23 protein-coding genes and 4 pseudogenes are annotated in these 25,111 nt (G+C 63.2%); 13 read left to right on the forward strand and 14 right to left on the reverse strand.

What is annotated here, in order from left to right; genetic code table 11:
* Positions 1-23: 23 nt before the first annotated feature.
* Positions 24-1,045: pseudogene (locus tag ABIB35_RS18730) on the reverse strand (IS30 family transposase).
* 167 nt (positions 1,046-1,212) lie between these two features.
* On the opposite strand from ABIB35_RS18730, the gene ABIB35_RS04985 reads away from it, so the two are divergent.
* On the forward strand, positions 1,213-2,355 hold the full coding sequence (locus tag ABIB35_RS04985) for a serine hydrolase domain-containing protein (protein WP_354179417.1): 1,143 nt from the start codon (positions 1,213-1,215) through the stop codon (positions 2,353-2,355).
* Positions 2,356-2,565: 210 nt separating this feature from the next.
* Here the strand turns inward: ABIB35_RS04985 and ABIB35_RS04990 are convergent.
* The 4 genes and pseudogenes from ABIB35_RS04990 to ABIB35_RS05005 all read right to left on the reverse strand — a co-directional run bounded on the left by ABIB35_RS04990 (position 2,566) and on the right by ABIB35_RS05005 (position 6,481).
* Positions 2,566-3,443: pseudogene (locus ABIB35_RS04990) on the reverse strand (DDE-type integrase/transposase/recombinase).
* Positions 3,444-3,549: 106 nt separating this feature from the next.
* Complete coding sequence (locus tag ABIB35_RS04995; RefSeq protein WP_354179418.1) at positions 3,550-4,050, reverse strand: ASCH domain-containing protein; 501 nt, start codon at positions 4,048-4,050, stop codon at positions 3,550-3,552.
* 106 nt (positions 4,051-4,156) lie between these two features.
* Entirely contained in the window at positions 4,157-6,055 is a 1,899-nt protein-coding gene (locus tag ABIB35_RS05000) for an FAD-binding monooxygenase (protein ID WP_354179557.1), read from the reverse strand.
* A gap of 216 nt (positions 6,056-6,271) precedes the next feature.
* The gene (locus tag ABIB35_RS05005) at positions 6,272-6,481 is read right to left on the reverse strand and encodes a hypothetical protein (RefSeq protein ID WP_354179419.1); all 210 of its coding nucleotides are present in this window, start codon (positions 6,479-6,481) and stop codon (positions 6,272-6,274) included.
* A gap of 69 nt (positions 6,482-6,550) precedes the next feature.
* On the opposite strand from ABIB35_RS05005, the gene ABIB35_RS05010 reads away from it, so the two are divergent.
* Positions 6,551-7,507: a D-2-hydroxyacid dehydrogenase family protein gene (locus ABIB35_RS05010; protein ID WP_354179420.1), complete on the forward strand. Its 957-nt coding sequence runs from the start codon at positions 6,551-6,553 to the stop codon at positions 7,505-7,507.
* 25 nt (positions 7,508-7,532) lie between these two features.
* Here ABIB35_RS05010 and ABIB35_RS05015 read toward each other — a convergent pair whose 3' ends face one another.
* Positions 7,533-8,843, reverse strand: a complete 1,311-nt coding sequence (locus ABIB35_RS05015) for an ion channel protein (RefSeq protein ID WP_354179421.1) — start codon at positions 8,841-8,843, stop codon at positions 7,533-7,535.
* Between the two features lie 198 nt (positions 8,844-9,041).
* Between ABIB35_RS05015 and ABIB35_RS05020 the strand changes: the two genes are divergently transcribed.
* The 3 genes from ABIB35_RS05020 to ABIB35_RS05030 all read left to right on the forward strand — a co-directional run bounded on the left by ABIB35_RS05020 (position 9,042) and on the right by ABIB35_RS05030 (position 11,868).
* Positions 9,042-10,121, forward strand: a complete 1,080-nt coding sequence (locus tag ABIB35_RS05020) for a DUF2891 family protein (protein ID WP_354179423.1) — start codon at positions 9,042-9,044, stop codon at positions 10,119-10,121.
* A gap of 120 nt (positions 10,122-10,241) precedes the next feature.
* Positions 10,242-10,889: a histidine phosphatase family protein gene (locus ABIB35_RS05025; protein WP_354179425.1), complete on the forward strand. Its 648-nt coding sequence runs from the start codon at positions 10,242-10,244 to the stop codon at positions 10,887-10,889.
* Positions 10,876-11,868, forward strand: a complete 993-nt coding sequence (locus ABIB35_RS05030) for an alpha/beta hydrolase (RefSeq protein ID WP_354179427.1) — start codon at positions 10,876-10,878, stop codon at positions 11,866-11,868. The genes ABIB35_RS05025 and ABIB35_RS05030 overlap by 14 nt, the downstream gene beginning before the upstream one ends.
* Positions 11,869-11,952: 84 nt before the next feature.
* Here ABIB35_RS05030 and ABIB35_RS05035 read toward each other — a convergent pair whose 3' ends face one another.
* Positions 11,953-12,315: a hypothetical protein gene (locus ABIB35_RS05035; RefSeq protein WP_354179428.1), complete on the reverse strand. Its 363-nt coding sequence runs from the start codon at positions 12,313-12,315 to the stop codon at positions 11,953-11,955.
* 78 nt (positions 12,316-12,393) lie between these two features.
* Complete coding sequence (locus ABIB35_RS05040) at positions 12,394-13,263, reverse strand: aldo/keto reductase (protein ID WP_354179429.1); 870 nt, start codon at positions 13,261-13,263, stop codon at positions 12,394-12,396.
* Positions 13,264-13,765: 502 nt separating this feature from the next.
* On the opposite strand from ABIB35_RS05040, the gene ABIB35_RS05045 reads away from it, so the two are divergent.
* The 6 genes and pseudogenes from ABIB35_RS05045 (at position 13,766) to ABIB35_RS05070 (ending at position 17,676) form a co-directional block, all read left to right on the forward strand.
* Complete coding sequence (locus ABIB35_RS05045) at positions 13,766-14,272, forward strand: GrpB family protein (protein WP_354179430.1); 507 nt, start codon at positions 13,766-13,768, stop codon at positions 14,270-14,272.
* Positions 14,273-14,423: 151 nt separating this feature from the next.
* Positions 14,424-14,612, forward strand: a pseudogene (locus ABIB35_RS05050) (transposase); the annotation flags it as partial.
* A gap of 4 nt (positions 14,613-14,616) precedes the next feature.
* A pseudogene (locus ABIB35_RS05055) lies at positions 14,617-14,763 on the forward strand (IS3 family transposase); the annotation flags it as partial.
* A 77-nt stretch (positions 14,764-14,840) separates the two neighbouring features.
* A complete protein-coding gene (locus ABIB35_RS05060; RefSeq protein ID WP_354179431.1) occupies positions 14,841-15,317 on the forward strand; it encodes a GNAT family N-acetyltransferase in 477 nt (158 codons plus the stop codon).
* 320 nt (positions 15,318-15,637) lie between these two features.
* Positions 15,638-16,969 carry a sensor histidine kinase gene (locus ABIB35_RS05065; RefSeq protein ID WP_354179433.1) on the forward strand — a complete coding sequence of 444 codons (1,332 nt, stop codon included), beginning with the start codon at positions 15,638-15,640 and terminating at the stop codon, positions 16,967-16,969.
* Between the two features lie 47 nt (positions 16,970-17,016).
* Positions 17,017-17,676 carry a LuxR C-terminal-related transcriptional regulator gene (locus ABIB35_RS05070; RefSeq protein WP_354179558.1) on the forward strand — a complete coding sequence of 220 codons (660 nt, stop codon included), beginning with the start codon at positions 17,017-17,019 and terminating at the stop codon, positions 17,674-17,676.
* 23 nt (positions 17,677-17,699) lie between these two features.
* Here the strand turns inward: ABIB35_RS05070 and ABIB35_RS05075 are convergent, their stop codons facing one another.
* The 5 genes from ABIB35_RS05075 to ABIB35_RS05090 form a co-directional block, all read right to left on the reverse strand.
* The gene (locus tag ABIB35_RS05075) at positions 17,700-18,191 is read right to left on the reverse strand and encodes a GNAT family N-acetyltransferase (protein ID WP_354179435.1); all 492 of its coding nucleotides are present in this window, start codon (positions 18,189-18,191) and stop codon (positions 17,700-17,702) included.
* Positions 18,192-18,413: 222 nt separating this feature from the next.
* Complete coding sequence (locus ABIB35_RS18735) at positions 18,414-18,620, reverse strand: DUF8730 family Cys-rich protein (RefSeq protein WP_502915730.1); 207 nt, start codon at positions 18,618-18,620, stop codon at positions 18,414-18,416.
* A gap of 86 nt (positions 18,621-18,706) precedes the next feature.
* Positions 18,707-20,266, reverse strand: a complete 1,560-nt coding sequence (locus tag ABIB35_RS05080) for a sensor histidine kinase (RefSeq protein WP_354179437.1) — start codon at positions 20,264-20,266, stop codon at positions 18,707-18,709.
* A complete protein-coding gene (locus ABIB35_RS05085) occupies positions 20,256-21,035 on the reverse strand; it encodes an alpha/beta fold hydrolase (protein ID WP_354179439.1) in 780 nt (259 codons plus the stop codon). The genes ABIB35_RS05080 and ABIB35_RS05085 overlap by 11 nt, the downstream gene beginning before the upstream one ends.
* A 708-nt stretch (positions 21,036-21,743) precedes the next feature.
* Entirely contained in the window at positions 21,744-22,250 is a 507-nt protein-coding gene (locus ABIB35_RS05090) for a MarR family winged helix-turn-helix transcriptional regulator (protein ID WP_354179440.1), read from the reverse strand.
* Between the two features lie 97 nt (positions 22,251-22,347).
* On the opposite strand from ABIB35_RS05090, the gene ABIB35_RS05095 reads away from it, so the two are divergent.
* Positions 22,348-24,261, forward strand: a complete 1,914-nt coding sequence (locus ABIB35_RS05095) for an ABC transporter ATP-binding protein (RefSeq protein WP_354179560.1) — start codon at positions 22,348-22,350, stop codon at positions 24,259-24,261.
* On the opposite strand, the gene ABIB35_RS05100 is transcribed toward ABIB35_RS05095, so the two are convergent.
* A complete protein-coding gene (locus ABIB35_RS05100) occupies positions 24,258-24,629 on the reverse strand; it encodes a VOC family protein (protein WP_354179441.1) in 372 nt (123 codons plus the stop codon). The two genes, ABIB35_RS05095 and ABIB35_RS05100, sit on opposite strands and share 4 nt — an antisense overlap.
* 45 nt (positions 24,630-24,674) lie before the next feature.
* On the opposite strand from ABIB35_RS05100, the gene ABIB35_RS05105 reads away from it, so the two are divergent.
* Positions 24,675-24,965, forward strand: a complete 291-nt coding sequence (locus tag ABIB35_RS05105; RefSeq protein ID WP_354179443.1) for a hypothetical protein — start codon at positions 24,675-24,677, stop codon at positions 24,963-24,965.
* Positions 24,966-25,111: the final 146 nt, after the last annotated feature.

Consider the following 25,111-nt stretch of genomic DNA (forward strand, 5'->3'; position numbering starts at 1 on the left):
TCCATTTTTATCATTTAGCGGCGTCAAGCCTTCTTAGCAACATTGTCGTTGAGTAGCTTGGTGGACACTCCGCGTGGTGTCAGGAGTCCCAAAACCGCGCGGGGCCGTTCGTTGAGTTCGTCCGCTATGTAGTCCAGATAGGGCTGGTGACTGGTCAGCTCGATGCCCTTAGGCAGGTGTTCCCGGATAAGACCGTTGGTGTTCTCTTTGGAGGGTCGCTCCCACGGTGAGTGGGGGTAGGCGAAGTACGCCGGCAGGTCCTTGTCCGCCTTCAGTTGTGCATGCCGCGCCATCTCCGTGCCCTGACGGCATGTCAGAGAACCGCGCATCAGCGCCAGCAGGTCATGGACCTGTTGATGAGGATGTCGGCCAGTCCGTCACCCTTCTTCCCGTCGGGTAGGCCCAGCATGATCAAGAACCTGCTGTGCCGCTCCATTGGGGTCGCGGTAGCACTCTTGCTGCCCTTGCCGACCACCAACTCCCCTGCCCACGATCCAGGAATTCCGTGATCTGCTGCGGCCTCGGGCCGGTCATCGATGCTAACCATCCCGATGATCCTCCAATCAGTACGTTCACCCAACAGCTTCACCGGTTACGTTTCGTACGCTTGGACTGGAGTACGATCCCGGGGTTCGCCAACTCCCCTTTTGGCAGCCCGTAGATCCACCTGCGGATGGCCTCATGGGACACCGTGCGACCTTCGGCGTCGGGTGATTTCGTCATGGTCTCAACGCTGGCGTCATGAGCTTCCAAATGCAAACGGCCGGCGATCTGCCGCCGCGCCCTGGGCCTGGCCTCCGCCCTGACCCGCGCTGCAAGGAAGGCATCCATCTCCATTTCCCGTGTCTGCGGATGGCTCCGGCGACGTTCTGCAGCACAGTCCGCACTCATCGGACGATACCCGCGGGTCTTCGTCGAGTTCCGCCGACGTTCCCGCCAAATGATCGTGTGATCCCGGTCGAGATCAGCACCGATCTGTTTTGCCAGCCAGGATACCTACGGCGATGTCCGCCCTATCTGAAAACGCCAACGCTTTCCGCCCCACCAGCAGCCCATCCGATCAACCAAGTTGTTGCTTCGAGGATATGACACCGCCTTCAGTTGACTGTGTGGTTACCCCCTAGTTTAACGTGGAAGTTGAAGAAGGACACATAGAACCAATAAAAAAGGGGTAACAAACATGAAAAAAAGCTTTGGATCACAACTGCAATTTTGACTGTCGCGGTGGCGACGGCGGCTGTAGCGTATGGACCGACTGTGCTGCTGCTCGGAAAAACATTGAATGCCTTCAAAGAAGAGAATTTAGCTCACAGCTTTCAGACGATGCACGATATCCAACCATCTGCAAAAATACCGAGGGGTGATGAGGTCATCTCATTTCCTTATAACGAACGGCCACTAATCAAATCATTCCCATTCAAGGGAAATGAGGTGCAAACAGAAGACTTTCTGAATGAAACGAAAACGTCTGGTCTGCTCGTTGTGCATAATGACAAAATTGCCTACGAAAACTACTACTTGGGAGCAGATCAGAGCACGCGCTTCGCTGCTAACTCTGTGACGAAATCCTTCATGTCGGCCCTGATCGGCATCGCGGTGGAAGAAGGGGATATCCGTAGTGTCGAGGACTCCGTTGCAGACTATGTTAGTGAATTCCAGGGAACGGACATGGAGAGTATTACAGTGAAAGACGCCCTGCATATGGCCACCGGCATCGACTTCGATGAAGAGAAGGACATGGGGACAATCTCGATAAAAAGCATGTTTGGTATGAACAAAATGAAGGCCATAGCCAAATATGGACTCGCCCACGAGCCCGGAACAAACCGTACCTATTCAAGTATCAATACGGATATTTTAGGCGAAGTGCTCATCAATGCCACAGGAAAGACCCTCAGTGAATATATGGGAGAAAAGGTATGGTCCAAACTCGGCGTGGAGTATGATGCCTACTGGAGCAGAAGCGGGAAAAAGGAGCTCGCGAACGGCGGGCTCCACATCGCGCTGAGAGATTTTGCGCGATTCGGCCAGCTGTATCTGCACAACGGAAAGCAGGGAGACACACAGCTCATCCCCGCTGAATGGGTGAATGACTCCGTGGCGACAGACGCTCCGCACCTACTAGCGCCCCATAATGGTGAGTCAGACAGCGAATTGGGATATGGCTATCAATGGTGGATCCCTGAGGGAAATTCCGGAGAGTTCACGGCAATCGGTGTATTCGGCCAATGGGTATATGTCAACCCTCAAAAGAACATAGTCATCGTAAAAACAAGTGCACACTCGGGCTTTGAAGAAAACGATACAGAACAAAAGACTATTGAACTTTTTAGAGCGATTGCCGACTCTCTTTAGTTCGTTACAGATGTCATTTTCCGAAGGCGACTGCACTGGTCCAGAGTCTTCCGCACTGTGATTTAGCATTCGTAAGCAGAACGGTAAACGGACAGTGAAAATCGAGCTTGAAGCAAACCTTGTCCGCCGGTGTTGACGCTGTGATCGTCCACGCGTACCTGGCTCCGAGGGGCTGCCCCGGATTTTATTGACTGTCGAGGTTTAGTGTTCTCAGGCGACTTTGAGGCCGCTATTGATTGTCCCAAACTCGACCGGTGTTAGCCGCCCAAGCCGCCGCTAGCGGCGTTTTCGATGATACGTTTTCTCGATCCAGGACACGATAGTTAGGCGAAGATCGGCCCTCGTGGGCCATCGCTGGCGGTCCAGGACATTCTTCTGCAGGAGCGAGAAGAAAGACTCCATGGCCGCGTTATCGGCACAGGCACCGACCCGCTCCATCTTTCAGCTTGTTGCCTTCCAGCGTCCGCTCGAAAGCGTGGGAACGAAATTGAGATTTTCGGTCGCTGTGGACCGCGGTGCCGGCCGGCCCGCGGAGCCCAATCGCGTTGTGCAGAGCCGAGACAGCCAGGGACGCTTTCATCCGGGAATCGATGGAGTAACCCGCGATTCGGTTCGAATAGACGTCCTTGATCGCGCACAGGTAGAGCTTGCCTTCATCGGTCCGGCGCCGCCGCGGTGAAGTCCCGCCGGAGTCACCGGCGCGGCCTTCCACGCGCAGAAGGCCTGTTTGGAGAAGCCCAACACCTAAGCAGGCCGCCGCGACGGGAATACCGTCTGCCGTCTTGATCAAGGACCAGCGGGGACTTCATTTTGGGGCAGCTCGCGGGCGAAGAACGCCGCTGCCCGGCGCAGGATTTCGTTCTCCAGCTCCAGCAGGCGGATCCGTTTTCTGGCGTCCCGGAGTTCTGCGGCTTCCTTCTCCGTCACGCCGGGACGGGCGCCGTTCTGATGTCGGCTTTCTGGAGCCAGTTGTGCAGGATTGCTTCGGAAACTCCGAAGTCTTTGGCGATTTGTGAGATCGGGGCTTCGTGCTTGCGTGCCACGGCGACTACGTCGCGGCGGAACTCAGCGGGGAAAGGCTTGGGCATGTTGATCATCCTTGCTGCAAGAAATGAATCCTCACAAGTCAGGAGTCAAGCAAACCCGGGGCAGTCACATGACACCTGGGGCGGCTGCTTTTTCGGTAGACGGGCGTCAGGACTCCGCCCGCCAGACCACCGTGAAGCGCTCAAACACCAGCTCGTCTGATTCGGACCAGCTGCCTCCCCGGGCAGCGGCGGTTCGTTGCCAGAACTCCCGATGCACCCGCCGCCAGTGGTTCAGGCTCCGGTCCCCTTCACCCTCATCGCGGGCGAAAGCTTCATCTGCGTCTTGGAAGGTGCCCAGCCGGAGTTCAGTGGTCCGCAGGATCGCACGAGGTGCGCCGGCGCTGTCACAGACAATCCAGTGAATCCCAATCCGCGGCAGTTGCTCACCATTCTCCGTATAGTCAGCCACGAGCGACGAGGTGGCAGTTTTACTGCCGTCCAGCACCAGCGCCAGCAGCTCATCGGCCAGCTCCGGAGAATCACCGAAGGTCTCCACGTTGTATTGGCTGTCGGCGGCGGCCGGCTCGGGGAACGCGGAGGCGTAGGCGTCCCAAAGGAGTGCGGCGGCGTCGAAGTCCGGTGAAATCGGTGCAGAGGGTGTGTCCATGCAGCCCAGTCTGCCATTGCCGGGGACACACCGCGCGGTTAACGCACGACGACGGCGGCACCCGGGTGCCGCCGTCGTCGTTGCGCTTGTTGTGCGGCGTGGAGGATTAGTGCTGCGGCTGGCGGGCCGGAAGAAGCGGGGCGAAGAACTCGCCGAGCTCCGCCGTCGCCGTCAGCGGCAGCACATTGGCCACATACTGGTCCGGGCGGACCACCACGATGACACCATCGCGGTTCAGGCCGCGCTCCTCAAAAATGTCGGCTTTGGGATCGACGCCGTACACCTTGGCGAGGTCTGTGAGCTGGAACGGACCCACCTGCGGTTTGAACACGGCCGGCACTGCGTTGAGGTCAATGCCGGTGTGGTCCTGCTGGTAGATGACCAACACATCAAACCAAGCGTCGCGGTCTGCGCCTTCCGGTGTGGCCGCCAGCGGCGACTCCGGCGAGTTCTCAAGCCACTGGGCCAGCTCGGTGACCGGCGAGGCCGCTCCGGCTTCCGCACCGTCGGCAAAGACGTAGATGCGCCAGCGGCCGTCGGCTCGAGCCTGGTGACCCAGATGCAGCGGGTTGGTGTCGGAGACCCGCCGGACCAGTGCGGATTTGAAGCGCTTGCCGATCGGGAAGCCGGCGGCGAGGTCCTGGTGCTCCGGCTCGGCGATGAGCATGGACGGCGTGTACTCGGTCATGAATCCGGCCGGGAATTCGGCGGTGCGCACATAGAAGTCCTCCAGATCCGAGGGGTTCTCGAACTCTTCGGGCCGCTTGGCCATCAGGGTGGACCATTCCTTGTCAAAGTCGATCAGGTTTTTGGCCACCACCTGGCGCTCGGCGGAGTAGGTGGAGAGCAGGCTCTGAGGGCTGCGGCCGTCCAGCACATGGCCCAGCTTCCAGCCGATGTTGAAACCGTCCTGCATGGACACATTCATGCCCTGCCCGGCTTTGGCACTGTGGGTGTGGCAGGCGTCGCCGGTGATAAAGACGCGCGGGGTGCGGGTCCCCAGGTCCTCGGGCAGCACATCGTCGAACCGGTCGGTCAGCCGGTGGCCCACCTCGTAGACGCTGTGCCAGGCGACGTTGCGGACATCCAGCGTGTACGGGGCCAGAATGCCGTTGGCCTTGGCGATGATCTGCTCAATCGTGGTCTTACGGACCGCACCGTTGTCATCCTCGGGCACCACGCCCAGGTCCACGTACATGCGGAACAGGTGGCCGCCCTCGCGCGGTATGAGCAGGATGGAGCCACCGTTGGAGGACTGGATGGCGCACTTGGTGCGGATGTCCGGGAAATCGGTGGTGGCAAGGACGTCCATGACACCCCAGGCATGGTTGGCCTTGTCACCGTCGAGGGTGCAGCCGATGGCGGAGCGGACCTTGCTGCGGGCGCCGTCTGAGCCCACCACGTATTTAGCCTTCACCGTCCGTTCGGTGCCCTGTTCCGGGCCCGCGGTGTGCAGGAGAGTCACGGTTACCGGATACTCGGCGGCGTCGTCGACCTCCAGGCCAACAAATTCGAAGCCGTAGTCGGGGGCCATGCGAGTGGGCGCGAAGGCCATCACGCGGGCAAAGTAGTCCAGTACCCGGGCCTGGTTCACGATCAGGTGCGGGAATTCGCTGATCCCTGATTCATCGTCCAGGGCACGCCCGGAGCGGATGATGCGCGAGGGGTCCTCGGGGTCCGGGCGCCAGAAGCACATTTCGGTGATCCGGTAGGCCTCGGCAGTGATTTCCTCCGCGAAACCGAACGCCTGGAAGGTTTCCACGCTGCGGGCCTGGATGCCGTCGGCCTGGCCGATAGCCAGGCGGCCGTCGCGGCGCTCCACAATCCGGGTGGTGATGTTCGGGAACTGGGACAGCTGTGCGGCGGTGAGCATGCCGGCCGGGCCGGAGCCGACGATCAGGACATCCACCTCATCGGGAAGGTCCTCGGGGCGGTTGATGCCGACGCCGGCGGCCGGCTGAATGCGCGGATCTCCGGATACGTAGCCGTGGTGGTGGAACTGCACGGGTGTCCTCACTTCTTTGTGTCTGCGGGTGCCGACCTGCCATCCTGAGCGTGTTCGATATTAGAACACCAAGTTCTATAGTCGAACCGCGGTCGGTGAGGACACTCTACGGCAGACATGATTCAGGTCACAAGCGGTGGCTACTGGACGACGTAATAGACGATCCGGGCTATAGGCGATCCCGGGATGCTTGCGCCCCGGTCGGAGTGGTTCCGTTCAGTTCTCCCGTGCCGGCCGCGGCCGGGCAAGCACCACCGCCAGGAAGGCCCCGGTGGCGGCGAGCAGCAGCAGGGCAGCAATGGTCATAATGATCCTGACCGGAAGAAAATCGACGGCCAGCGCGGAAAGCGATATTCCCACGGATGCGAGGGCAAGAAATATCGCTGCGAGCGCGGGGCGCAATAGGGGATGATCATTCTGGCTCATAGTCACAATCTCCAAGTACGCTCAATTAATGTTAATTGCGTCTCCACTCCCCCGGCAGAGGAAGAATGCATGATGATGAAATGTGCTGTGCTCGACGATTACCAGCACGCCGCCACCGGGTTTGCCGACTGGGCCCTGCTCGGGAACCAGATTGAGCTAACAGTGTTTCCGGACCACCTCGCCGAGGAGGATGCGGTGGCGGCGCGCCTGGCCGGGTTCGACGTCGTCGTCCTCATGCGTGAACGCACACCGTTTCCGGCCAGCCTGCTGACGCGGCTGCCACAGCTGAAACTGCTGGTCACCACCGGTCTGCGCAACGCCTCCATTGATCTGGATGCGGCGCGGAGGCAGGGCGTGACGGTCTGCGGCACGGCCAGCAACGCCGCTCCCCCGGCGGAGCTGACCTGGGCCTTGATCCTGGGACTCGCACGGCATCTGGTTCCGGAGGCGAACGCACTGCGGAACCGCGGCCCGTGGCAGCACACCGTCGGCACCGATCTGCAGGGCGCCACCCTTGGCCTACTGGGCCTGGGCAAGATCGGAGCACAGGTTGCCCGTGTTGGAACGGCGTTTGGCATGGACGTGATCGCCTGGAGCTCCAACCTCACCTCCGAACGGGCCGAGGCTGCCGGCGCCCGGCTCGCATCCTCCAAGGAGGAGTTGCTGGCAGCTGCCGACGTCGTTTCCCTCCACCTTGTTCTCAGCGACCGCACGCGGGGACTGCTCGGCGCCGAAGAGCTGGCGCTGATGAAACCCACGGCGCACCTGGTCAACACCTCACGGGCGGCCATTGTGGACCAGCCCGCCCTGCTCGACGCGCTCATCCAGGGACGGATTGCCGGCGCGGGGCTGGACGTTTTTGATGAGGAACCGCTGCCGGCGTCGTCCCCGTTCCGGGATCTGCCGAATGTTCTGGCGACGCCGCACCTTGGCTACGTCACTGAGCGGAACTACAGTACTTTCTTTCCGCAGGTGGTGGAGGATATCTCCGCGTTCCTGGCCGGGGCACCAGTGCGGACGCTGTAGCTCAGGGAAGCGAAGTTTTCGAGGTTCAGTGCCGGGCAGGCTTGCCGTCCGCGCTGTCGCCACCGTTGCCGGCCGCCAGCATGTGCGGTGCATTGGTGACCAGCAGCCAGGTGGGCAGCAACGCCAGGCACAGCACGCCCGTGACGGTCGCGTCGCCGGTGATGACGACCGCAATGAACAGCGCCATCCAACCGTCCCGCGCTACAGCCAGGACCAATCCCAGTACCGCCGCGGCAACAGCCAGGCTCACCGGTACGGACGGTACGAGCCCCGCTGCGGCAAGGCCCAGTGCCACGCCGATGAACACCGAAGGGAAAATCCGCCCGCCGCGGAAGCCCGCCGCGGCGGCAACAACCAGCGCCGCAAGCTTGACCAGAGCCAGGAACACCAGGTCCCATACCGGCTCGTCGGTCCGGTGAAGCAGCAGTTCTGCGGATTCCTCGGCTCCCTTGAAGAGGGTGAGCGGTCCCCCGATCACGCCCAGGACGCCCAGCACTGCTCCGCCCAGGGTGGTGAACACGATGGGGTTCCCTAGCCGGTGAAAGGCCCGGTGCGCATAAGGAAAGAGCATGACGCCCAGCAGGCCTATGCCGGCCGCCACCGGGGCGATGATGAAGCCGGCCAACACGTCCCACCCGTTGGCCGCGCCCATGGCCGGCAGGGAGATTTTCAGCAGGACTCCGCCGAGCAGGGTCATGGTGACGGAACCGGCACCGGCCGCCACCAACGGCAGGAAAAGCTTGTCGAACAGGGCTCCGGCGCCCGTCATCGAGCCGGCCAGCCCGGTGAACAGCAGAGCTGCGGCTACCGGGGTGCCAAACAATGCGCCCACGGTTCCGGCGATGGTCAGCGCGGCGATCAGTTTGGCCGGCATCCGCACGAACAGCCTGCCGATCCCTAGCGTGAGCAACGCTGTGTTAATCACAATGATCGGGTTCTCCGGCCCGAGGCTAACACCGCCGGCCAGGCCCAGCACCGCCACAAGGGCCAGTCCCGGCACCGCTTTCAGCGGCAGCGGCGGGTTGTCCGCGCCCAGTTCCGCCGCCGCCGAGTCCGGCCCGGCATGTCCGGGCAGATACCGCACCAGAAGCCCGACGGCGAGGCCGGTGAGCGTCAGCGTGCCGAAGATCCACCAGCCGCCGTTCGGATCAGCGCCCACGGCGGCAGGCAGGTCCTGCCAGACCAGATGCTGCACCAGGAGGCTGAGCTCGTCGAGCCCAAAGAGGATCACTCCTGAAATGACGCCGACAAGAATCGCCGGCACCGAGAGCGCTGTCAGAGCCCGGACACGGTTTTGTACCAGAAAGCCTTCGTTCTCGGGTGCACTCAATGGCATGCCTTCCCTGGGACGCACGGCAGGCGCGGCTGGCAGCAGTATTTACAGGCTACGGCGCACTGCCCGCCCCGGACAGCGGACCCATCCGGTCGGGACTGCCGGAGGCAGAATATTCGGGTGGCACCTTTTCACCCCGCCTGCCGCTGTCCGAAGGTGCCCTGCGCAGGGTCTTCTCGCCGGTACGGCAGGATGGTCCCTATGACCGCCGAAACCGCAGACACTGCAGACACTGCAGACACCGCCGTCACCGATCACCGCCGCGGAGCCCTCGCCTCCGTGTACGCCGACGTCGTGCTGGACAATCTGCGCCGAACCTACCCGTTTGCCTCACATCATGTTCAGACCTCGCCGGAGGACCGCCCGAGCCCGTGCCAGCTGCATCCCAGCTTCCACAGCTCCTTCGACTGGCAGTCCTGCGTGCACATGCACTGGCTGGGCGTGAGCCTGCTGGAATACGGGCTCGACGCCGGCCGGGACGCAGCGCTGCGCGCGGCCCTTGGTGCCAGCCTGTCCCCGGAGAACCTAGCCGTTGAGGGCGCCTATCTGCTGGCGCATCCGGGCTGGGAACGCCCGTACGGCTGGGCCTGGCTGGTACGTCTTGCCGAGGCCGCTGCCGGATCCACCGATCCGCAGATTCGCGGCTGGGGCACTGCGCTGGATCCGCTGGCGGACATTGTGGCGCAGTTGGTGGCGGACTGGACGGCGAAGGTGGACCACCCGGTGCGGCACGGCATCCACACCAACTCCGCCTTCGGAGTGGGCATGCTGTATAGCTCGTTCCGGGCCCTGGAACGGACCGAGGCGGCGGAAACCTGCGCAGCCGCCGCCCGGCGCTGGTTCGGCGGGGACACCGGCTGGGCAGCGGAGTGGGAGCTCAGCGGACAGGACTTTCTCTCCGCCGGACTCAGCGAGGCGGACCTCATGGCCCGGATCCTGGAGCCGGCTTCCTTCGCCCGGTGGTTCTCAGCCTTCCTGCCAGGGCTAACGCCGTCGTCCCGGCTCCTGCAGCCCGTAGCCGTCAGTGATGAGACCGACGGTTACATGGTCCATCTGCACGGGCTGAACCTTTCCCGCGCCGGACAGATTGCCCGCATCCTTCCGGTCCTGGAAGCGGCCGGAGATGCAGGAGCTATTGGGGCAGCAGCGCTGCGGGTGCAGCTGGATCCCCTGCTGGAGGCGGGATTGGAGGCCGTGGTCACCACCGAATTCCTGTCCTCGCACTGGCTGGCCAGCTTCGCGTGGGATGCGCTCACCAGCAGATCCGCATGGCAGCGGTAACCGCAGTTTCGCCCAGCCCATGGCGGGGCCCGGGGCCGGGGCTCTGGGGCGTGGCTCTGGGCAGCGGAGTCCGCGGAGTGTCGAGGGGAACTGTCGGAGCGGAGGATTAGAGTTCGAGCCATGCGGAACTTGTATCTAATCGCCCACACCCAGGCAACGCACCACGTGGAGAATCTTGTGGGCGGCTGGCATGACTCGGCACTGACTCCCCGGGGCCTGGAGGACGCGCAGCTGCTGGCGGCGGCTTTGCGCGAACACCTCTCCGAAGACGGCGGCATGCGGCTCTTCAGTTCGGATCTTTTGCGCGCCCAGCAGACGGCAGCACCGATCGGGAAACTGCTCGGCGTGGACATACTCACGGACCCGGACCTTCGGGAACAATCGTACGGAATTGCCGAGGGCACCCCGGCCGGATCAATCCCCTATCTGCCGCCGCCCGCCCGCGGGGACCGCCTGAATCACCGCAGCGGGGTGGCCGGCTCCGAGACCAGACGTGAGTGGGCGGTGCGGGTTTACGCAGCCCTGGAGCGGATTCTCGCCGCGGAGGCCCGAAATACTGTTGTTGTTACCCACGGTGGTTCAGCCACCTATCTCATAGCCGCCTGGATCGGGCTCCGCCTCCCCGACGCCGGCTACGTGAAGTTCCAGGTATCTCCCGGCAGCATTACGCATCTGCGCGAAGACGATTTCGACCATGATCGGCAAGTGGTGGCCCTCAACCTGACCGGTTGCCAACTTCAGGAAAGGTACAGGCATGGCGAAGCTTGATTTGCGGGTGCGGCTAATGGGTAGGGCCTTGGGCAGGATCTCGGTCAGCGGCAAGAGCGAGGAGCAAATCCTCGCTGACCAGCAGCGCACCATCGGACACAATCCGGCACTGGACTGGCTGCTGGGCGGACTCGCCGCCGGTGTGGAGGTCAGTAATGACACCGCGTCCGGCGGCGACGCCAGGATTCCGGTGCGGATCTACCGCCCGCACGGCACGGAAGGCGTCCTCCCGCTGGTGATCCTGATTCACGGCGGCGGCTGGACCAGCGGGAACCTGGATACCTACGACTGGCTGGGCAGCAACCTCGCTAACGGGGCAGACGCCGTCGTCGTGTCCCTGGACTACCGGCTGGCACCCACGCACCGCTGGCCGGCCGCCCCTGAAGATTGTTATGCGGCGCTGGTGGATCTGGCGGCCCGCGCACCGAAGTGGCGGGCGGACGGCGGGAGGATCGCCGTCGTCGGGGACAGCGCCGGCGGCAACCTCGCCGCGGTCCTGACGTTGATGGCGCGGGACCGGTCCGGGCCGCCCATCGCTTTTCAGGGGCTGGTGTATCCGGCCACCGACCTGACGCTGGGCAGCGCCTCGCTGGAGGAGAACGCGGACGCACCGGTGCTTACCAGGAGTGATGTCCTCGCGTTCCGCAGCCACTACGTGCCCAACGACGGCGACCGCAGCAATCCCTATGCCTCGCCGCTCCTGGCGGCAGACCACAACGGACTGCCGCCGGCGCTGATTCAGGTGGCCGAGCATGATCCGATCCGCGACGACGGCCTGCGCTACGCCGAAGCCCTGCGCGCCGCCGGCGTTCCGGTGCGGGTCACCACGTACGTGGGAATGCCGCACGGGTACCTGGCGTTTCCACGGCTCTGCCGCAGCGCCCCGCAGGCGCTGGCGGAACTCTGCAGCGAGTTGCGGCTCGCGCTGGCCCCCGGCGGGGTCCGGAAGTCCGCACCGGATGGCCCGGGCTGCACCTGATGCTTGACCTGCACTGATTCCTCAAAGGGATGTGCCAGGGGCAGCTTTCATGCTGATCGTCGTCAGCGTTTATTTTGGTGTCCGCTACGTCATCGGCAGGCGCGGACCTGCGGGGAACCAGCCCGACTGGCTGCCCAGCCGCGATCGGACGGACCGGCCGTGACGGGTGGATCCCGCCCGGTTCCGCAGGGCTCGGAGCCCGGCGGTGCCGGGCAGCACGGTGATGACCTCCAGGAACAGATCGGGGCGTTGATCCTCGGGAACTACCACGAGGCCGGTAGCCTCATCGAGGCGGACCACCTCGCTCTGGTCGCACGGGCAGGGGACGCGGAACGGGCCAGCCAGCAACTCCAGCACCGGGCGGTCGCGGCTGCCCGAAGCGCAGGCGTCAGCTGGGCCGCCCTGGGCCGCGAACTGGGACTGACCCGGCAAGATGGGCTGGCGCACAATCGGCGTCGACTGGCTGCGGCACAGGGTGTTGCGGCACCGAATGGGAGCACCGCCGGGTGCTCTGGAAAGCCCCTGTTACTCCATCTTCACCCCGCTGAGCTGACTGACGGCCTCGGGGTCGCTATGGCTGAAGAACTGGGTCTTCCCGGTATCGAGGTCCGCGATGGCTGCCATTTCCTGGGGGCTGAGTTCAAAGTCGAAGACGTCCATATTCGCTGCCATCCGGTCCGGCTGCACGGTTTTGGGGATCACCACAATCTCACGCTGGATCAGCCAGCGCAGCACCACCTGAGCAACGCTCTTGCCGTGCCCGGAGCTGATGGTGGTGAGCGTCGGATTCTCGAAGAGGTTGTTCTTTCCCTCCGCAAACGGAGCCCAGGACTCATGCTGGACGCCGTGCGTGTGCATCAGCTCGTTTTCGACCGCCCGCTGGAAGAACGGGTTCGTCTCTATCTGGTTCACTGCGGGGGTGACGTTGTTGTGGATCATCAGGTCCAGCAACCGGTCGGATCCGAAGTTGGAGACGCCGATGGCCCGGGCGCCTCCGTCGTTGAAGATGTGCTCCAGTACCCGCCATTCTCCGTAGACGTCGCCGAAGGGCTGGTGGATCAGGTACAGATCCACGTACTCCATGCCCAGGTTTCGGAGCGATGTTTGGAAGGCCTGCAGCGTGGTTGCCTCGCCGTTGTCCTGAATCCAGAGTTTGGTGGTGATGAACAGTTCATTGCGCGGGATGCCGCTCTTTTGCACGGCCCGGCCCACGGCATCCTCGTTTTGGTAGGCGGCAGCCGTGTCCAGCGACCGGTACCCGGCGTTCAGGGCATTGGTCACCGCCTCTTCGGTCTTTTCCGGCGGGATCTGGTACACACCGAAGCCAAGAATCGGCATCATCACGTCATTGTTAAGGGTGACGTATTCCATCGGGTTTCCTTTCAGTGGCAGCATGCCTGCTGTTTACGCTCACGAGTTGAATCCTCATCGGTAACCAGGTCACCCCGCGTCAGTCGCTCTCCGCTGAGGCGGCGTTGCGGCATCTGCGGGCGCCGTCGTCGGGCAGTTTGCGTCCTTTCGACACTACAAGCGTGATGTCTCCGGCGGGAGGGGCGGGGCTACCAAACAGGCCCCGGGCCGGAAGTTTAAGCAGGCTCTATAGAGACTTTCGCCCACCCCCGGCCGGCGAGAGGTGTTCCGGCGAAGGATGTGTACCAGTGGAGGAATTTCCACCAGCCGCCTTTGCCCGGCAGCGCAGGATCGTGAGTAGTCCCTTTGGGATCCTTGAAGGACTTGCGGTGAACCTTGGAGGATCGTGGGGATTGTCTGAGAACCATGACCGCTTAAACACAGTGATCCGCGGTCACAGGCGAATTATTCTCCATTAGGCTTCCGCCGTTGCCTCGTTCTACAGCGTCCTGCGGTCAGCATGGGTGGCCTGTGCAAAGATGACTCCATGAATCCCGATGAACCTGTTCTCCTCGTTCCGAGCCGCCACTCCGAATGGGTGCGAATGGCAACTGAAATGATGAACAAGATCCGCCAACAGGTCGAAGAAGCTCAGCTAGAGCACATCGGTTCCACCGCCGTGCCAGGCCTTCCTGCCAAAGATGTAGTGGACATCCTTGTAGGTGTCGAAGCAGATAGAGTCAGGAGCGTTTCAGGGCATCTTGCGGCGATCGGATTCGATCTTGAAGGCACACTTGATCATCACTGCTGGCTCAGCCATCCATCCAGGTCAGCCCGCACTTATGTTGTTCATGTAGTGGAATACAAAAGCCGGGCCTGGCGGAGGCGCATTAGCTTTCGTGATTTGCTCAGGTCCGACGACAAAGCCCGTGCTGAATATCTTCACACCAAGATCGAGGCCGCGAAAGCAGCAAAAAATTGGGATGATTATACGCAGTCCAAGACTTCTATCGTTTCGAGCTTGCTATCCAGTACCGCCTCGAAGGAGGCGTAAATCATGAACAAGACACTCTCCCAACGCTGCTGCCCTGCAAGGAACGCCCGCGTTTGATTATGCGGAGCGCGGGTGTCGCTGTGAGGGATGGATGTATTCAAGCGGTCGTCGCACCCTGACCAGCTGCGCAAGATCCTTACCTGGGATCATGAACGGGCTCCTGCGGCAGGATTTCCCGAAGGGCACCGACCTGTCCAGGTGGTCCGCCGAGGACCTCGAAGCTGTTGCACTCACCCTCAATAGCCGACCCCGCAAGATCCTCGGATGGAGAACCCCGACCGAAGTCTTCGAGGAGCAGATACGTTCAGTCCAAGAAACCAGTGTTGCAACGACCATTTGAACTCGCCCAATTCAGATCTAATGCGTTCGTCAGGACGCTGAAGGGCAACGGGCTGAAAGGATCGATGGGGCGAGTCGGCGCGAGTGCCGAGAATGCCGCCATGGAGTCGTTTTTCTCCCTCTTACAGAAGAATGTCCTGAATCGCCAGCGATCGTTCGGGGGACACTTTCCGTGCGGATCTCGGTAACGGCATTCCCCGCGCCTGCTCCTTACTGTCAAACTGATCAAATGACCGTTCAGCTCATCCCGCTCAGCGCCCAACGATTCCCTGCTTGGATCGAACGAAGCCGCCGTGAATACGAATCCGATCTCATGACGACAGGCGAATCCCCGCTGGAGGCACATCGGCGCGCTCATGAGAGCCTCGATGCCGCGTTTCCGGAGAACGTTCCGACTATAGACAATGCCGTGTTCGATGTTCTTGACGGTACTGGCACAACCATTGGCTACCTCTGGGTTGGAACTGACAGTTCTGAAGATAGTCACTCTTGGTGGGTCTGGGACATAGTCGTTGATGATGAGCATCGCGGCAAGGGATTAGGCAGGGCGACCATGAAGCTAGCGGAGGACTACGCGCGTTCCCACGGCGCCCACACCCTGGGACTCAGCGTCTTCGGATTCAATCACGGTGCCCGTGGCCTCTACGAATCGATGGGTTACGAGACGGTGACCACGAAGATGAAGAAGCAGCTGTATGGGAGGTAAGGGAGCCAGATGAGCTCTTCCCGTTACCCTGGCCCTGAGCCGTCGAAAAAGATTGTCCCGCGGGCTCCCTCACCCCACGGAACGTAGGTTGATCTCCCGGGGGCTTGCTGCCGGCCAAAGTCTCGACCAGAAATGCGAAACCCAGTGGGCCGCATCCGTCCCAGGTCGCAACGGTCCTCTCGTCGGTCGCTGAAAAATGCCACTGCGTCCGTCCCGTTGGCACGTGATGCGCAGAGCTGCCTGAATGCGGGGGTTATCCCCACCCTGTCCGGCGGCGTGCCCGGTGTTCGCAAACCTTCCAACACCGGCAGACTGGGAACATGACGCAACCGCTGCCCTCCACCTCCCGCCGCTCAGGCATCCCCGCCTTTTTTCGGGGCGACACCTGGCGGGCCTTCGGCTACCACTGGATCTCCCTGTTTCTCACGCCGCTGGGCTTCACTTACGCGGTGACCGCAGTGTCGCTGGGCGCTTCCCTGGCGCTGACGTGGGCGGGACTGGTGATTCCGGCGGCTATGATCGTGGGTGCCCGCGGCTGGGGCAGCCTCAACCGGAACCTAACCAGGCACCTACTGGGCACCAATCTGCCTGTACCGGTGCGGTTTACGCCCCGGCGCGGCTTTGTCGGTTTTCTCCGCAGCGGACTGACCGACGGCGCCGGCTGGCGTGCGATCGTGCATATGGGTCTGTCCTTTGTTGTATCTATGGCAGCTTTCAGCCTCAGCATCAGCTTCCTGGCCACCGGCTTGGGCGGCGTGACGCACTGGTTCTGGTACCGGTTCATGCCTCCGCAGCAGGCTTCCGACGGCAGCTGGCACCGCGGCAGCCAGGTTTTCCCTGATGTTTGGGCAGACACCCCCATGTGGCAGTGGATCTTCGCCGCCGTGGGCTCTGTCCTATTGTTCTTCGTCTGGCCGTGGGTCAACAACATCGCCGCCCGACTGCAGGCGGTTCTTGCCGCGGCCCTGCTCACCCCCACCGCTTCAAGCCTGCGGGTGCGGGAGCTGGAACAGTCCCGAAGCGCTTCGGTGCAGGACGCCGATGCCCGGCTGCGTCGGATCGAACGTGATCTGCACGACGGCACGCAGGCCCAGCTGGTGACCATTGCCATGAAGGTGGGCGATGTCCGCGACCGCCTCACCGGAGTAGAGGCGAGTCCGGACATCCTTGCTCTGCTGGACAGCGCGAAGGGAACAGCCAAGGAGGCCCTGGTGGACCTGCGCGGGCTGGCGCGAGGGATCCGTCCGGCGGCCCTGGAAGACGGTCTGGACACGGCCTTGGAAACCCTCGCCGCCGGCGCTGCCCTGCCCGCCTCCCTAAGCTACGAGCTGGCGCGCCGCCCCGATCCGGCCATTGAGGCCATCACCTACTTCTGCGCCAGCGAACTGGTAAACAACGCGGTCAAGCATGCCGGTGCCTCACGGATCGGCATCACGGTGACAGGGAACGACGACGACGGGCTGCGTCTGAGCGTAGCCGACGACGGCACCGGCGGCGCGGTGCGTACCCATCGGACCGCCGAGGGCGCAGGCTCCGGGCTGACCGGGCTGCAGGAACGGGTGCGTTCCGTGGACGGCCGGCTGGAGGTTCTATCACCGCAGGGCGGTCCCACGCAGGTCACGGTTGAGCTTCCGCTATCCTCGAAGGCATGATCCCGGCGCCACCTGTACCCGCAGCTCCCTCTGCCCCGCCCCGCGCCCTGCGGATTGCGCTGGCCGAGGACTCCGCCCTGCTGAGGGTTGGCCTCACGGAACTGCTCACCAGCCGCGGGCACAAGGTCCATACCGCCGTCGACAACGCCGCAGACCTCCTGGCAGCCGTGGCCGCCGCGGCGGACGGCGAGCTGCCCGACGTCGTCGTACTGGATAACCGGATGCCGCCCACCTTCACCAACGAGGGCATCCGCGCCGCACTGGAGCTGCGCCGCAGCCATCCACGGATCGGAGTCCTGGTGCTCTCGCAGTACGTGGAAACGCGCTATGCCTCCGATCTGCTCGCCGGCAATCCGGCCGGGGTCGGATATCTCCTCAAGGACCGGGTGGCCGACGTCGGTGACTTCCTTGCGGCGCTGGGCCGCCTCGCGCGCGGGGAGACGGTACTGGATCCCGAGGTGGTCCGGCAGCTGATGGGTGCTTCCCACCGCCGGTCGGAGTTGGAACCCCTGACTCCGCGCGAGCGGGAAGTACTGGGGCTGATGGCCCAGGGGCGCACCAATGCCGGCGTGGGCAGCACACTGTTCCTTTCCGCCGGGGCGGTGGAGAAGAACATTACATCCATCTTTTCCAAGCTGGGGCTACAGCAGAGCCCAGCTGACCACCGGCGGGTGCTGGCCGTCCTGGCATACCTGCAGTCGGCCTGACTCCTGCAGCTACGCGTCAGGCATCAGACCTCCCGCAGTGCAGCGAAAATCAACATGTCCCGCCGCACGCCGGCAATTTCCTGGTGGCCGCGGAGCAGTCCCTCGCGGGTGAATCCGGCGTTCTCCGCGCTGCGTACGGAAGCGCTGTTCCATGGCTCGATATACAGCTCCACCCGATGCAGCTCCGGAATGGTCCAGCCGAAATCCAGCAAGCCCAGCAACGCACCGGCGGCAACACCGCGACCTCGCGCGGCCGGGCTCACCGCATAACCGGCCTGGGCACGGCCTTTTCCCAGCTCGCGGGTGAAGAGGCCGATCTGGCCCAAGCAGCGGTCGGATTCGGAGTCGGCAATGGAAAACGCGAAACCCGTTCCGCGGATGTGGTGCTGCCGCTGCCGCTGAACCCAGGCGAGTGCTTCACCCTGGGATGCATTGGCTGGAAGGGTTCCGACAGTGGGGACGTACGGGTCCGCGGCGAGTTCCATCGCCATGGTGGCATCCTCATCCCGAAACATACGAAGGCGCACCTTCCCGTGGGACGGGCAGACGGATGGCCAAGGTGGAAGAGCGGGGCTGATGTCCATGCAGACAGTCTGGTCTACGGGAGCCGGTTCGTCTCTGATGTCGGCTAGGGGGTCGCGATGCGCCCCCGGTCCAACAGTGGTGAGAACAGATGCATGGGGACGGCGAGGCATGCTCGCCGTCCCCTCGTCAGGCGCCGGTCGAGTCCGTTCGCCCTACCGCCCAAACAGCTTTCCCAACCAGCCGGAAGAGGACCCCTCTGAAGCGGGTGTCTTACCCGCGGGTGTCTTTGCCGCGGGTTTTGCTGTGGCACAGGTGCAACGGTCGTTCCTCGAGACACCCTTCATCACCTGGTCCACATGGTTCCCGCATCCCGCCCACGTAGTTTTACCGCACTTCCGGCAGGTTACTGCTCTGCACATCTTTATGGCTCCGTTTCAATTGCTGGGGAACGCAACGTCCCCCAGCCAGCATGACAGATACCCCAGGGGGTATGCAAGCGAGCCTTCTACCCTCGCGTGAGCGACCCCATCCGGGGCAGGGTGACGGTGAAAGTTGAGCCCTTCCCCGGTTCACTAATGAAGGTCAGCTCGCCGCCGTGGTCCTCCACGATGTTCTTGGTGATCACCAGGCCCAGTCCGACGCCGGGAACCGCCGAGGCCACTGCACGGCGGCTTCGAAAGAACTTGGTAAAGACGTCGGCCTGCTCCGCATCGCTCATCCCGACGCCGGTATCGGCCACACTCAGACGAACCGATTGACCGTCTTCCCAGAGCCGCACGCTTACCGTGCCGCCGTCGGGCGAATATTTCACCGCATTGGAGAGCAGATGCTCCACCACCTGGGCCAGCCGCTGGGGATCCACCTCCGAGGTCAGGGACGCGGGGAGATCCTCCTCCAGGTTCACCGTATTGGCCCGGGCCTTGGGTGCCGCGGACAATAAACCGGCGCGTACAATCTCGGCCAGATTTACCGGTCGGCGCTCCATTTTCCGGCTGCCGGATGCCACCGACAACAGATCGGAGACCTGGCTCAGCAGTCGTTCCGAGTTACGCAGCGCCACCTCCAGGGCAGTGCTCACCTCCGGCGACAAGGTCGGGTCACCCAGGGCAAGGTCAAGGTATCCCATAATTGAGGTCAGCGGGGTGCGCAGCTCGTGGGAGACGTTGGCCACGAATTCCTCCTGCGCAGTCACTGCCTGGACCAGCCGGGTGACATCGTTAAAGCAGAGTACTGATCCGGAAAAAACGCCGTCGGCCTTAATTGGTCTGGCCGAGACGTCCACGGCCAGTTGGTCATCACCTTCGCCGAACCACACCACCTCGTTGGAGAAGGACTCCCCCGCGGCGGCCCGGGTGACCGGGCCCTCGCCCGGCGGAACCCGAGTGACCCGGTCCGCCCGGAAAAGCGCGCACCGCATTTCGGCTTCGGAGGTCTCGCCCATCACCTTGTGCCAGGTGGATACCATGTGGGCGCTGGCGAGCATCGCCTCACCGTGCCCGTCAAGGACCAGCAGGCCGACGTCGGCGGTGTCCAGAACGGTGGAGAGCAGGGCTTCGCGCTTCCTGCTTTCCACCAGATTGGCCTGCAGAATACGGTCTTTTTCCTCCAGCACCTTCTGGTTTTCCCGGAGTTCAGCCTCGGCCGAGGTACGTGCAGTCTCCGCGGCCTCCGCCAAGCGGAGGGCTTCCACCAGCTCCTTTTCATACCGCCTGCGTGCGGAGGCCTTGAAGACGGAGATCCGGTCCAGGGTGCAGCCATCGCCGCCGCCGTCGGACCGGACCCCGGAGAGGAGGACCGGAATACGCTCCCCGTCCACAGACACCAGGTCCGCGGCCATTTCGTTGAAACGCCCGGACACGGCCAATTGCGGCACTGCATGGGACGCAAAGACCATCCGGTCCCCCACCGGCAACAGGTCCACAACGTTGCAGGCGAGCAATTGCTGGCGGGAATGCCCGGTCCAGGAAGCCAGCGTACGGTTGACATCCAGGATGGTGCCGTCCGTTTCCAGGACAAGGTATCCTGACGCGGCCGCATGGAAATGCGCCTCGTAATCAGTCTTCAAAGGAATTCGTTTCTAAAAAGCTTCGGATAACCCTGGCCGTCTGGCGGGGAGCATTGAGATGCGGCATATGTCCTTGGGCAGCCAGTTTCACGAGGGTGCCGCCAGTCAGAAGTTCGTGAAGATACCGGGATGCAAATTCAGGCGTCAAAGGATCAGCCCGCGATTGCAGGACCAGGGTCGGGACGGAAACCCGCAACACCAGGGGCCGAACATCCGCAGCAAAGGACATCCGCAGGAAATCGCGGACGTACTCCGGCCGGAGCCGGCACATCCGCCCAGCCAGTTCGGCACTGAGCTCAGTCCCGGCCTCCGAGCCCGTGATGCCCGGAGCCATAGCAGCGGCCCACAAAGGATAGTTGGATTCGATGGCGCGCAGGACTTCATCCACATTTTCCGGCTCGAATCCACCGGCATATCCGTCATGGTTGAGGTAGCAGGCGGAGGCACACAGCAGGACCAACCGTGTAATCCGGTGACTTTCCAGGGAGGCGGCCAGCGCCATCATTCCGGCGACGCTGTGACCCAAAACTGTGGCATTCTCCAGCTCCAGGGCATCCAGAACCTCCAACAGATCATCCACGTACCCCGTCAGCGAGGCATACTTACCCGCATCGTACGCGGACGGCTCGGCCCCACCGGTGCCCACGTGATCCAGCAGCACCACCTTGTAGGTATCTGTGAACTCCGGCAGTATCCGGTCCCAGATGACCTGGTCGCAGCCGAATCCCTGCACCAGCACCAGTGCCGGGCCGTCTGGACGTCCCAGCACCCGGACATTGTTTCTCTTACAAACGCTATCCGCATTCACCCGGTTATTACCTGCATACTTGCGCATCCTGTAACTGCTTTCGGATCGATCATGGCTCACTTTGCACTGGCGGCCGGAGCCACTGTTAGGCGTCGTTAGAAGAACGCTCCATGGCGGGCGGATGTGCAGAGGGCAAGGAGAATGCGGGTTAATTCACGCATGGAAGAGACCTTTTTGTTTGAGACAATGCCATTCACCGGTGAGATTGCCGGTGCTGGAGGAGCGCCAGAGAAAGCGCCTTTTATTCCCCATTGGCAATCTAACAGAGCCGGAGTGCACAAAAGAAATTCATGCACCTGCATATAATTCGTGGTGGTCGGTAAACACGGGTTCGCATATCGTCACAAACCGCCGCCTGGCTAGGTGTTTAACCTTAAAGTTTCGCAGAGAGGGCCCCGTGTCTCAGGCGGAACCCTCCCTGCTCGGAAGCCATTTGTGATTAACGGCACCGATAACCTGCGGGGGTCTCTAGTTCCCGCAGGACACTGATCGTCCCACGAACACCTCACGGTCAGCTCAAGCTTTGCTCAAGGTTGGCGAAGGTCTGACGCTCAGGCGGCACACGTTCCCACCCTTTGTGGCTAGTGTTGCTGACGGTCTCACTTCCACCCCAGCAGGGAACAAAGGATGGGAACACCTGCCGCCGCAGATCCTCGGCGGGCTACCGGCTTAGGATCGCCGGCGCCGACCCCTGGAGCGGTCCGGGCAGCCCGGGCGTTCCGGCTCCGCGTCCAGCTCCCCCAGAATTCGAGCCAACTCTGTCCGGTCCGCCGGCTGCAGAACGGAGAAGAACTCGTCAGCCTCACGCTTTCGGTCCGCCAGCACCTGCTTCCGAAGCTGGTCCCCCTCCACAGTCAGGGACAGCAGCGTTGCCCGTCGGTCCGACGGATGAGCCGCCCGCTCCATCAGGCCCTTGAGTGCGAGCTGGTCGACCACTTCAGTTGCCGAACGCGGAGCAATCCGCAGCAGTTCGGCCAACTCCTTCAACCGCAGCCCCGGGCCCTCATCACTCCCCGGCAGCACTTCCCCCGCCCGACCCACGGCATTGAGGGCCCGGAACTGGTGCGGCGTGAGGTCGAACGGAGCAAGCTGGTGCATCCAGCGCTTCCGCAGTCCGCGGAACGCAGCATGCATCAGGTCTCCCAGGGCCGCCGGATCGGCGGAGGCATTCGTCATAGCGTCAGTCTACTCATTTCGTGGTAACCACATAGTGAGGTAACCTCTGCATTATCTGCCGTGTACAACGCCGGCAGCATCAGGAGGACCTTTGGCTATATCTGGAATCGAAAACCCCGGCAACGGCAACACCGGTGGCCGAGGTGGCGGCAGGGGCGGCCGCGGACCCGCCAAACTCAACCCGGCGGACAAAAAGCAGCTCACGCAGCATCCTGTCTCACTTTCCCGTATCGCAGCACTGTTCGCGCCGCACAAGGCAACCATCGCCGTCGTCGTGCTGCTCATTTCAGCGGCCTCAGTGGTGGGCCTGGCTCAGCCGTTCCTGGTGCGCGCTGTGATCGACGACGCCCTCCCGAACGGAGACACGCGACTGCTCGGCCTCCTCACCGCCGCCATGGTGGGCGTCGCGGCGATCACCTCGGCGATCGGCGTCGTCCAGACCTGGATGGCCACCTCCATGGGCCAGCGGGTCATGCACACCCTGCGCGTAAACCTGTTTACCCATCTGCAGGCGCAGTCGCTGGGCTTTTTTACCCGCACGCGCGGCGGCGAGGTCCAGTCCCGGCTCACGCACGATATCTCCGGCATGCAGTCCGTGGTCACCACCACCGCCACCGGCGTCGCCTCAAACCTGACGACGGCGGTGGCCACCGCCGTGGCAATGGTCGCCCTCTCACCGGGGCTTAGCCTGATCTCCTTGATTGTGCTGCCGCCGGCCATCTGGCTCTCCCGGCGGGTCGCGAAAATCCGCCGCACCGTCACCGACGAACGCCAGCGCGAGCTTGCCGCTCTGCACACCCAGGTGGAGGAAGGCCTCTCGGTTTCCGGCGTGCGACTGGCCAAAACACTTGGCACTATCCCGGCCGACGCCGACCGCTTTACCGCCCGGTCAGAGAAACTCGTGGGTCTGGAACTGCGCAGCCAGCTCGCCGGCCGCTGGCGGATGGCCACCATGCAGATTGTCTTCGCCGCCATTCCCGCCGTCATCTACCTTGCCGCCGGCTTCCCCGCGACCAGCGGCGGCATGACGATCGGCACCCTGGTGGCCTTCACCGCCCTGCAGGGGACCATTTTCCGCCCGGTCATGGGCCTGCTGAATATCGGCGTGCAGTGGGTGACGGCACTGGCGTTCTTTTCCCGGATCTTCGAGTACCTGGACCTTGTCCCTGCCATCAAGGCGCCGGAGCATCCAATCCGGTTGGATCCGGCCACGGTGCGCGGCGACGTGCGGTTCGAAGGTGTGCGGTTTGCGTACGACGGCGGCACGGGGCACGGCGCCGGGGACGACACCGCCGTCCTGCACGGCATCGACCTGACACTGCGCGCAGGGACGGCAACCGCCGTCGTCGGCCCCACCGGCTCCGGCAAGAGCACCTTGGCGTCCCTGCTCCCCCGGCTCAACGAGGTCAGCGCCGGCCGGGTGACGATCGACGGCGTGGACGTGCGGCAGATTGTCCCCGGGGACCTGGCCCGGATTGTGGGCGTCGTCTCCCAGGAGACCTACCTGATCCACGCCTCCGTGCGTGAAAATCTGCTGCTGGCCGCTCCCGACGCCACCGATGACCAGTTGTGGCGGGCGCTGGCGGCGGCACAGATCGCGGATTCCATCGGTGCCCTGCCCGAGGGGCTGGACACCCTGGTGGGCGCCCGCGGTCACCGCTTCTCCGGCGGCGAGCAGCAGCGGCTGGCCATCGCCCGCACCGTCCTGCGCAATCCGCCGGTGCTGGTGCTGGACGAGGCCACCTCCGCACTGGACAACACCACCGAGGCACAGGTCCAGCTGGCCCTGGAGAGGCTCTCCGCCGGGCGGACCACACTGACCATTGCCCATCGGCTCTCCACTGTGGAAAACGCCGAGCAGGTGGTGGTGCTCGACGCCGGGCAGATCGTGGAGCGCGGCACCCCGGCTCAGCTGCGGGCGGCCGACGGTGCGTTTGCCCGGTTAGCGGCGCATCGTGCTGCCCGCGAAGACAAGGCGCTCCTGCCGGAAGACGCAGCAGCGCCGGGCTAAGCCTGGCAGAGACAGAAAGGATGGCCGGCCGGGTCCAGGAACACCCGAAAGGTGTCCCCCGGCTGATGCTCATGTTTGACGGCCCCCAAAGCCAGAACAGCGGCCTCTGCAACATCTAGGTCATCAACGTCTACATCAATGTGCATCTGCTGGGGAACATTCTGATCCGGCCAGACAGGGGGCGTGTAATTCTCCGCCTGCTGGAAGCAGTACCGCTGACCGGTGACATCTGTAATGTCCGTCCAGTCGCCGTCGTCCGAGTCCGGGTGCAGGTTCACCTTCCAATCAAGCAGGGCGCCGTAGAAGGTGGCGAGTGCCGCGGGATCCGGGCAGTCGATGACAGTGGTGGGATAGCGAGCAATAGCCATGGCAGGAAACATAGGCCCCGGGCCTGAGTCTGGCAAGATGGAGCCATGAAGACATCCCGCGCCGACACCGCTGCCGAAGAAGGATTTTTCCCGTGGCCGCGAGAAATCCCCGCCGCATGGATCCTTCGCGCACACCCGGCCATTCTGATGGTGTCCGCGTTGGTGCTCTACCACCAGTTCGCTCCCCTGCCGAGCAGCCCCATGGGCTTCGTCAGTGAGTTCTTTGTGCTGAGCACCGCGTTCTCCATGCTCTCCTCGCGCGGCCGCAAGAAGTCGCAGAAGGCCACCGGCCCGGCTGCACCTCAAGAGGGCGGGCCGGGACGTCCCGCCGCCTAGCAGTTCCGCAGGCTCAGAGGCTCCGCAGAGTAAGACTCTCCATGTCCGCGGGCCGGGCGACAACAACTCCAAACTGTTCTCGGATACGAGATAAGCCGGACCCCGAGGGGTCCGGCTTACCTGCGTTCGGAGCTGTCAGCTCGGAC

The organism is Arthrobacter sp. UYP6, from assembly GCF_040547315.1.
In the GTDB taxonomy this organism is placed as follows: domain Bacteria; phylum Actinomycetota; class Actinomycetes; order Actinomycetales; family Micrococcaceae; genus Arthrobacter_B.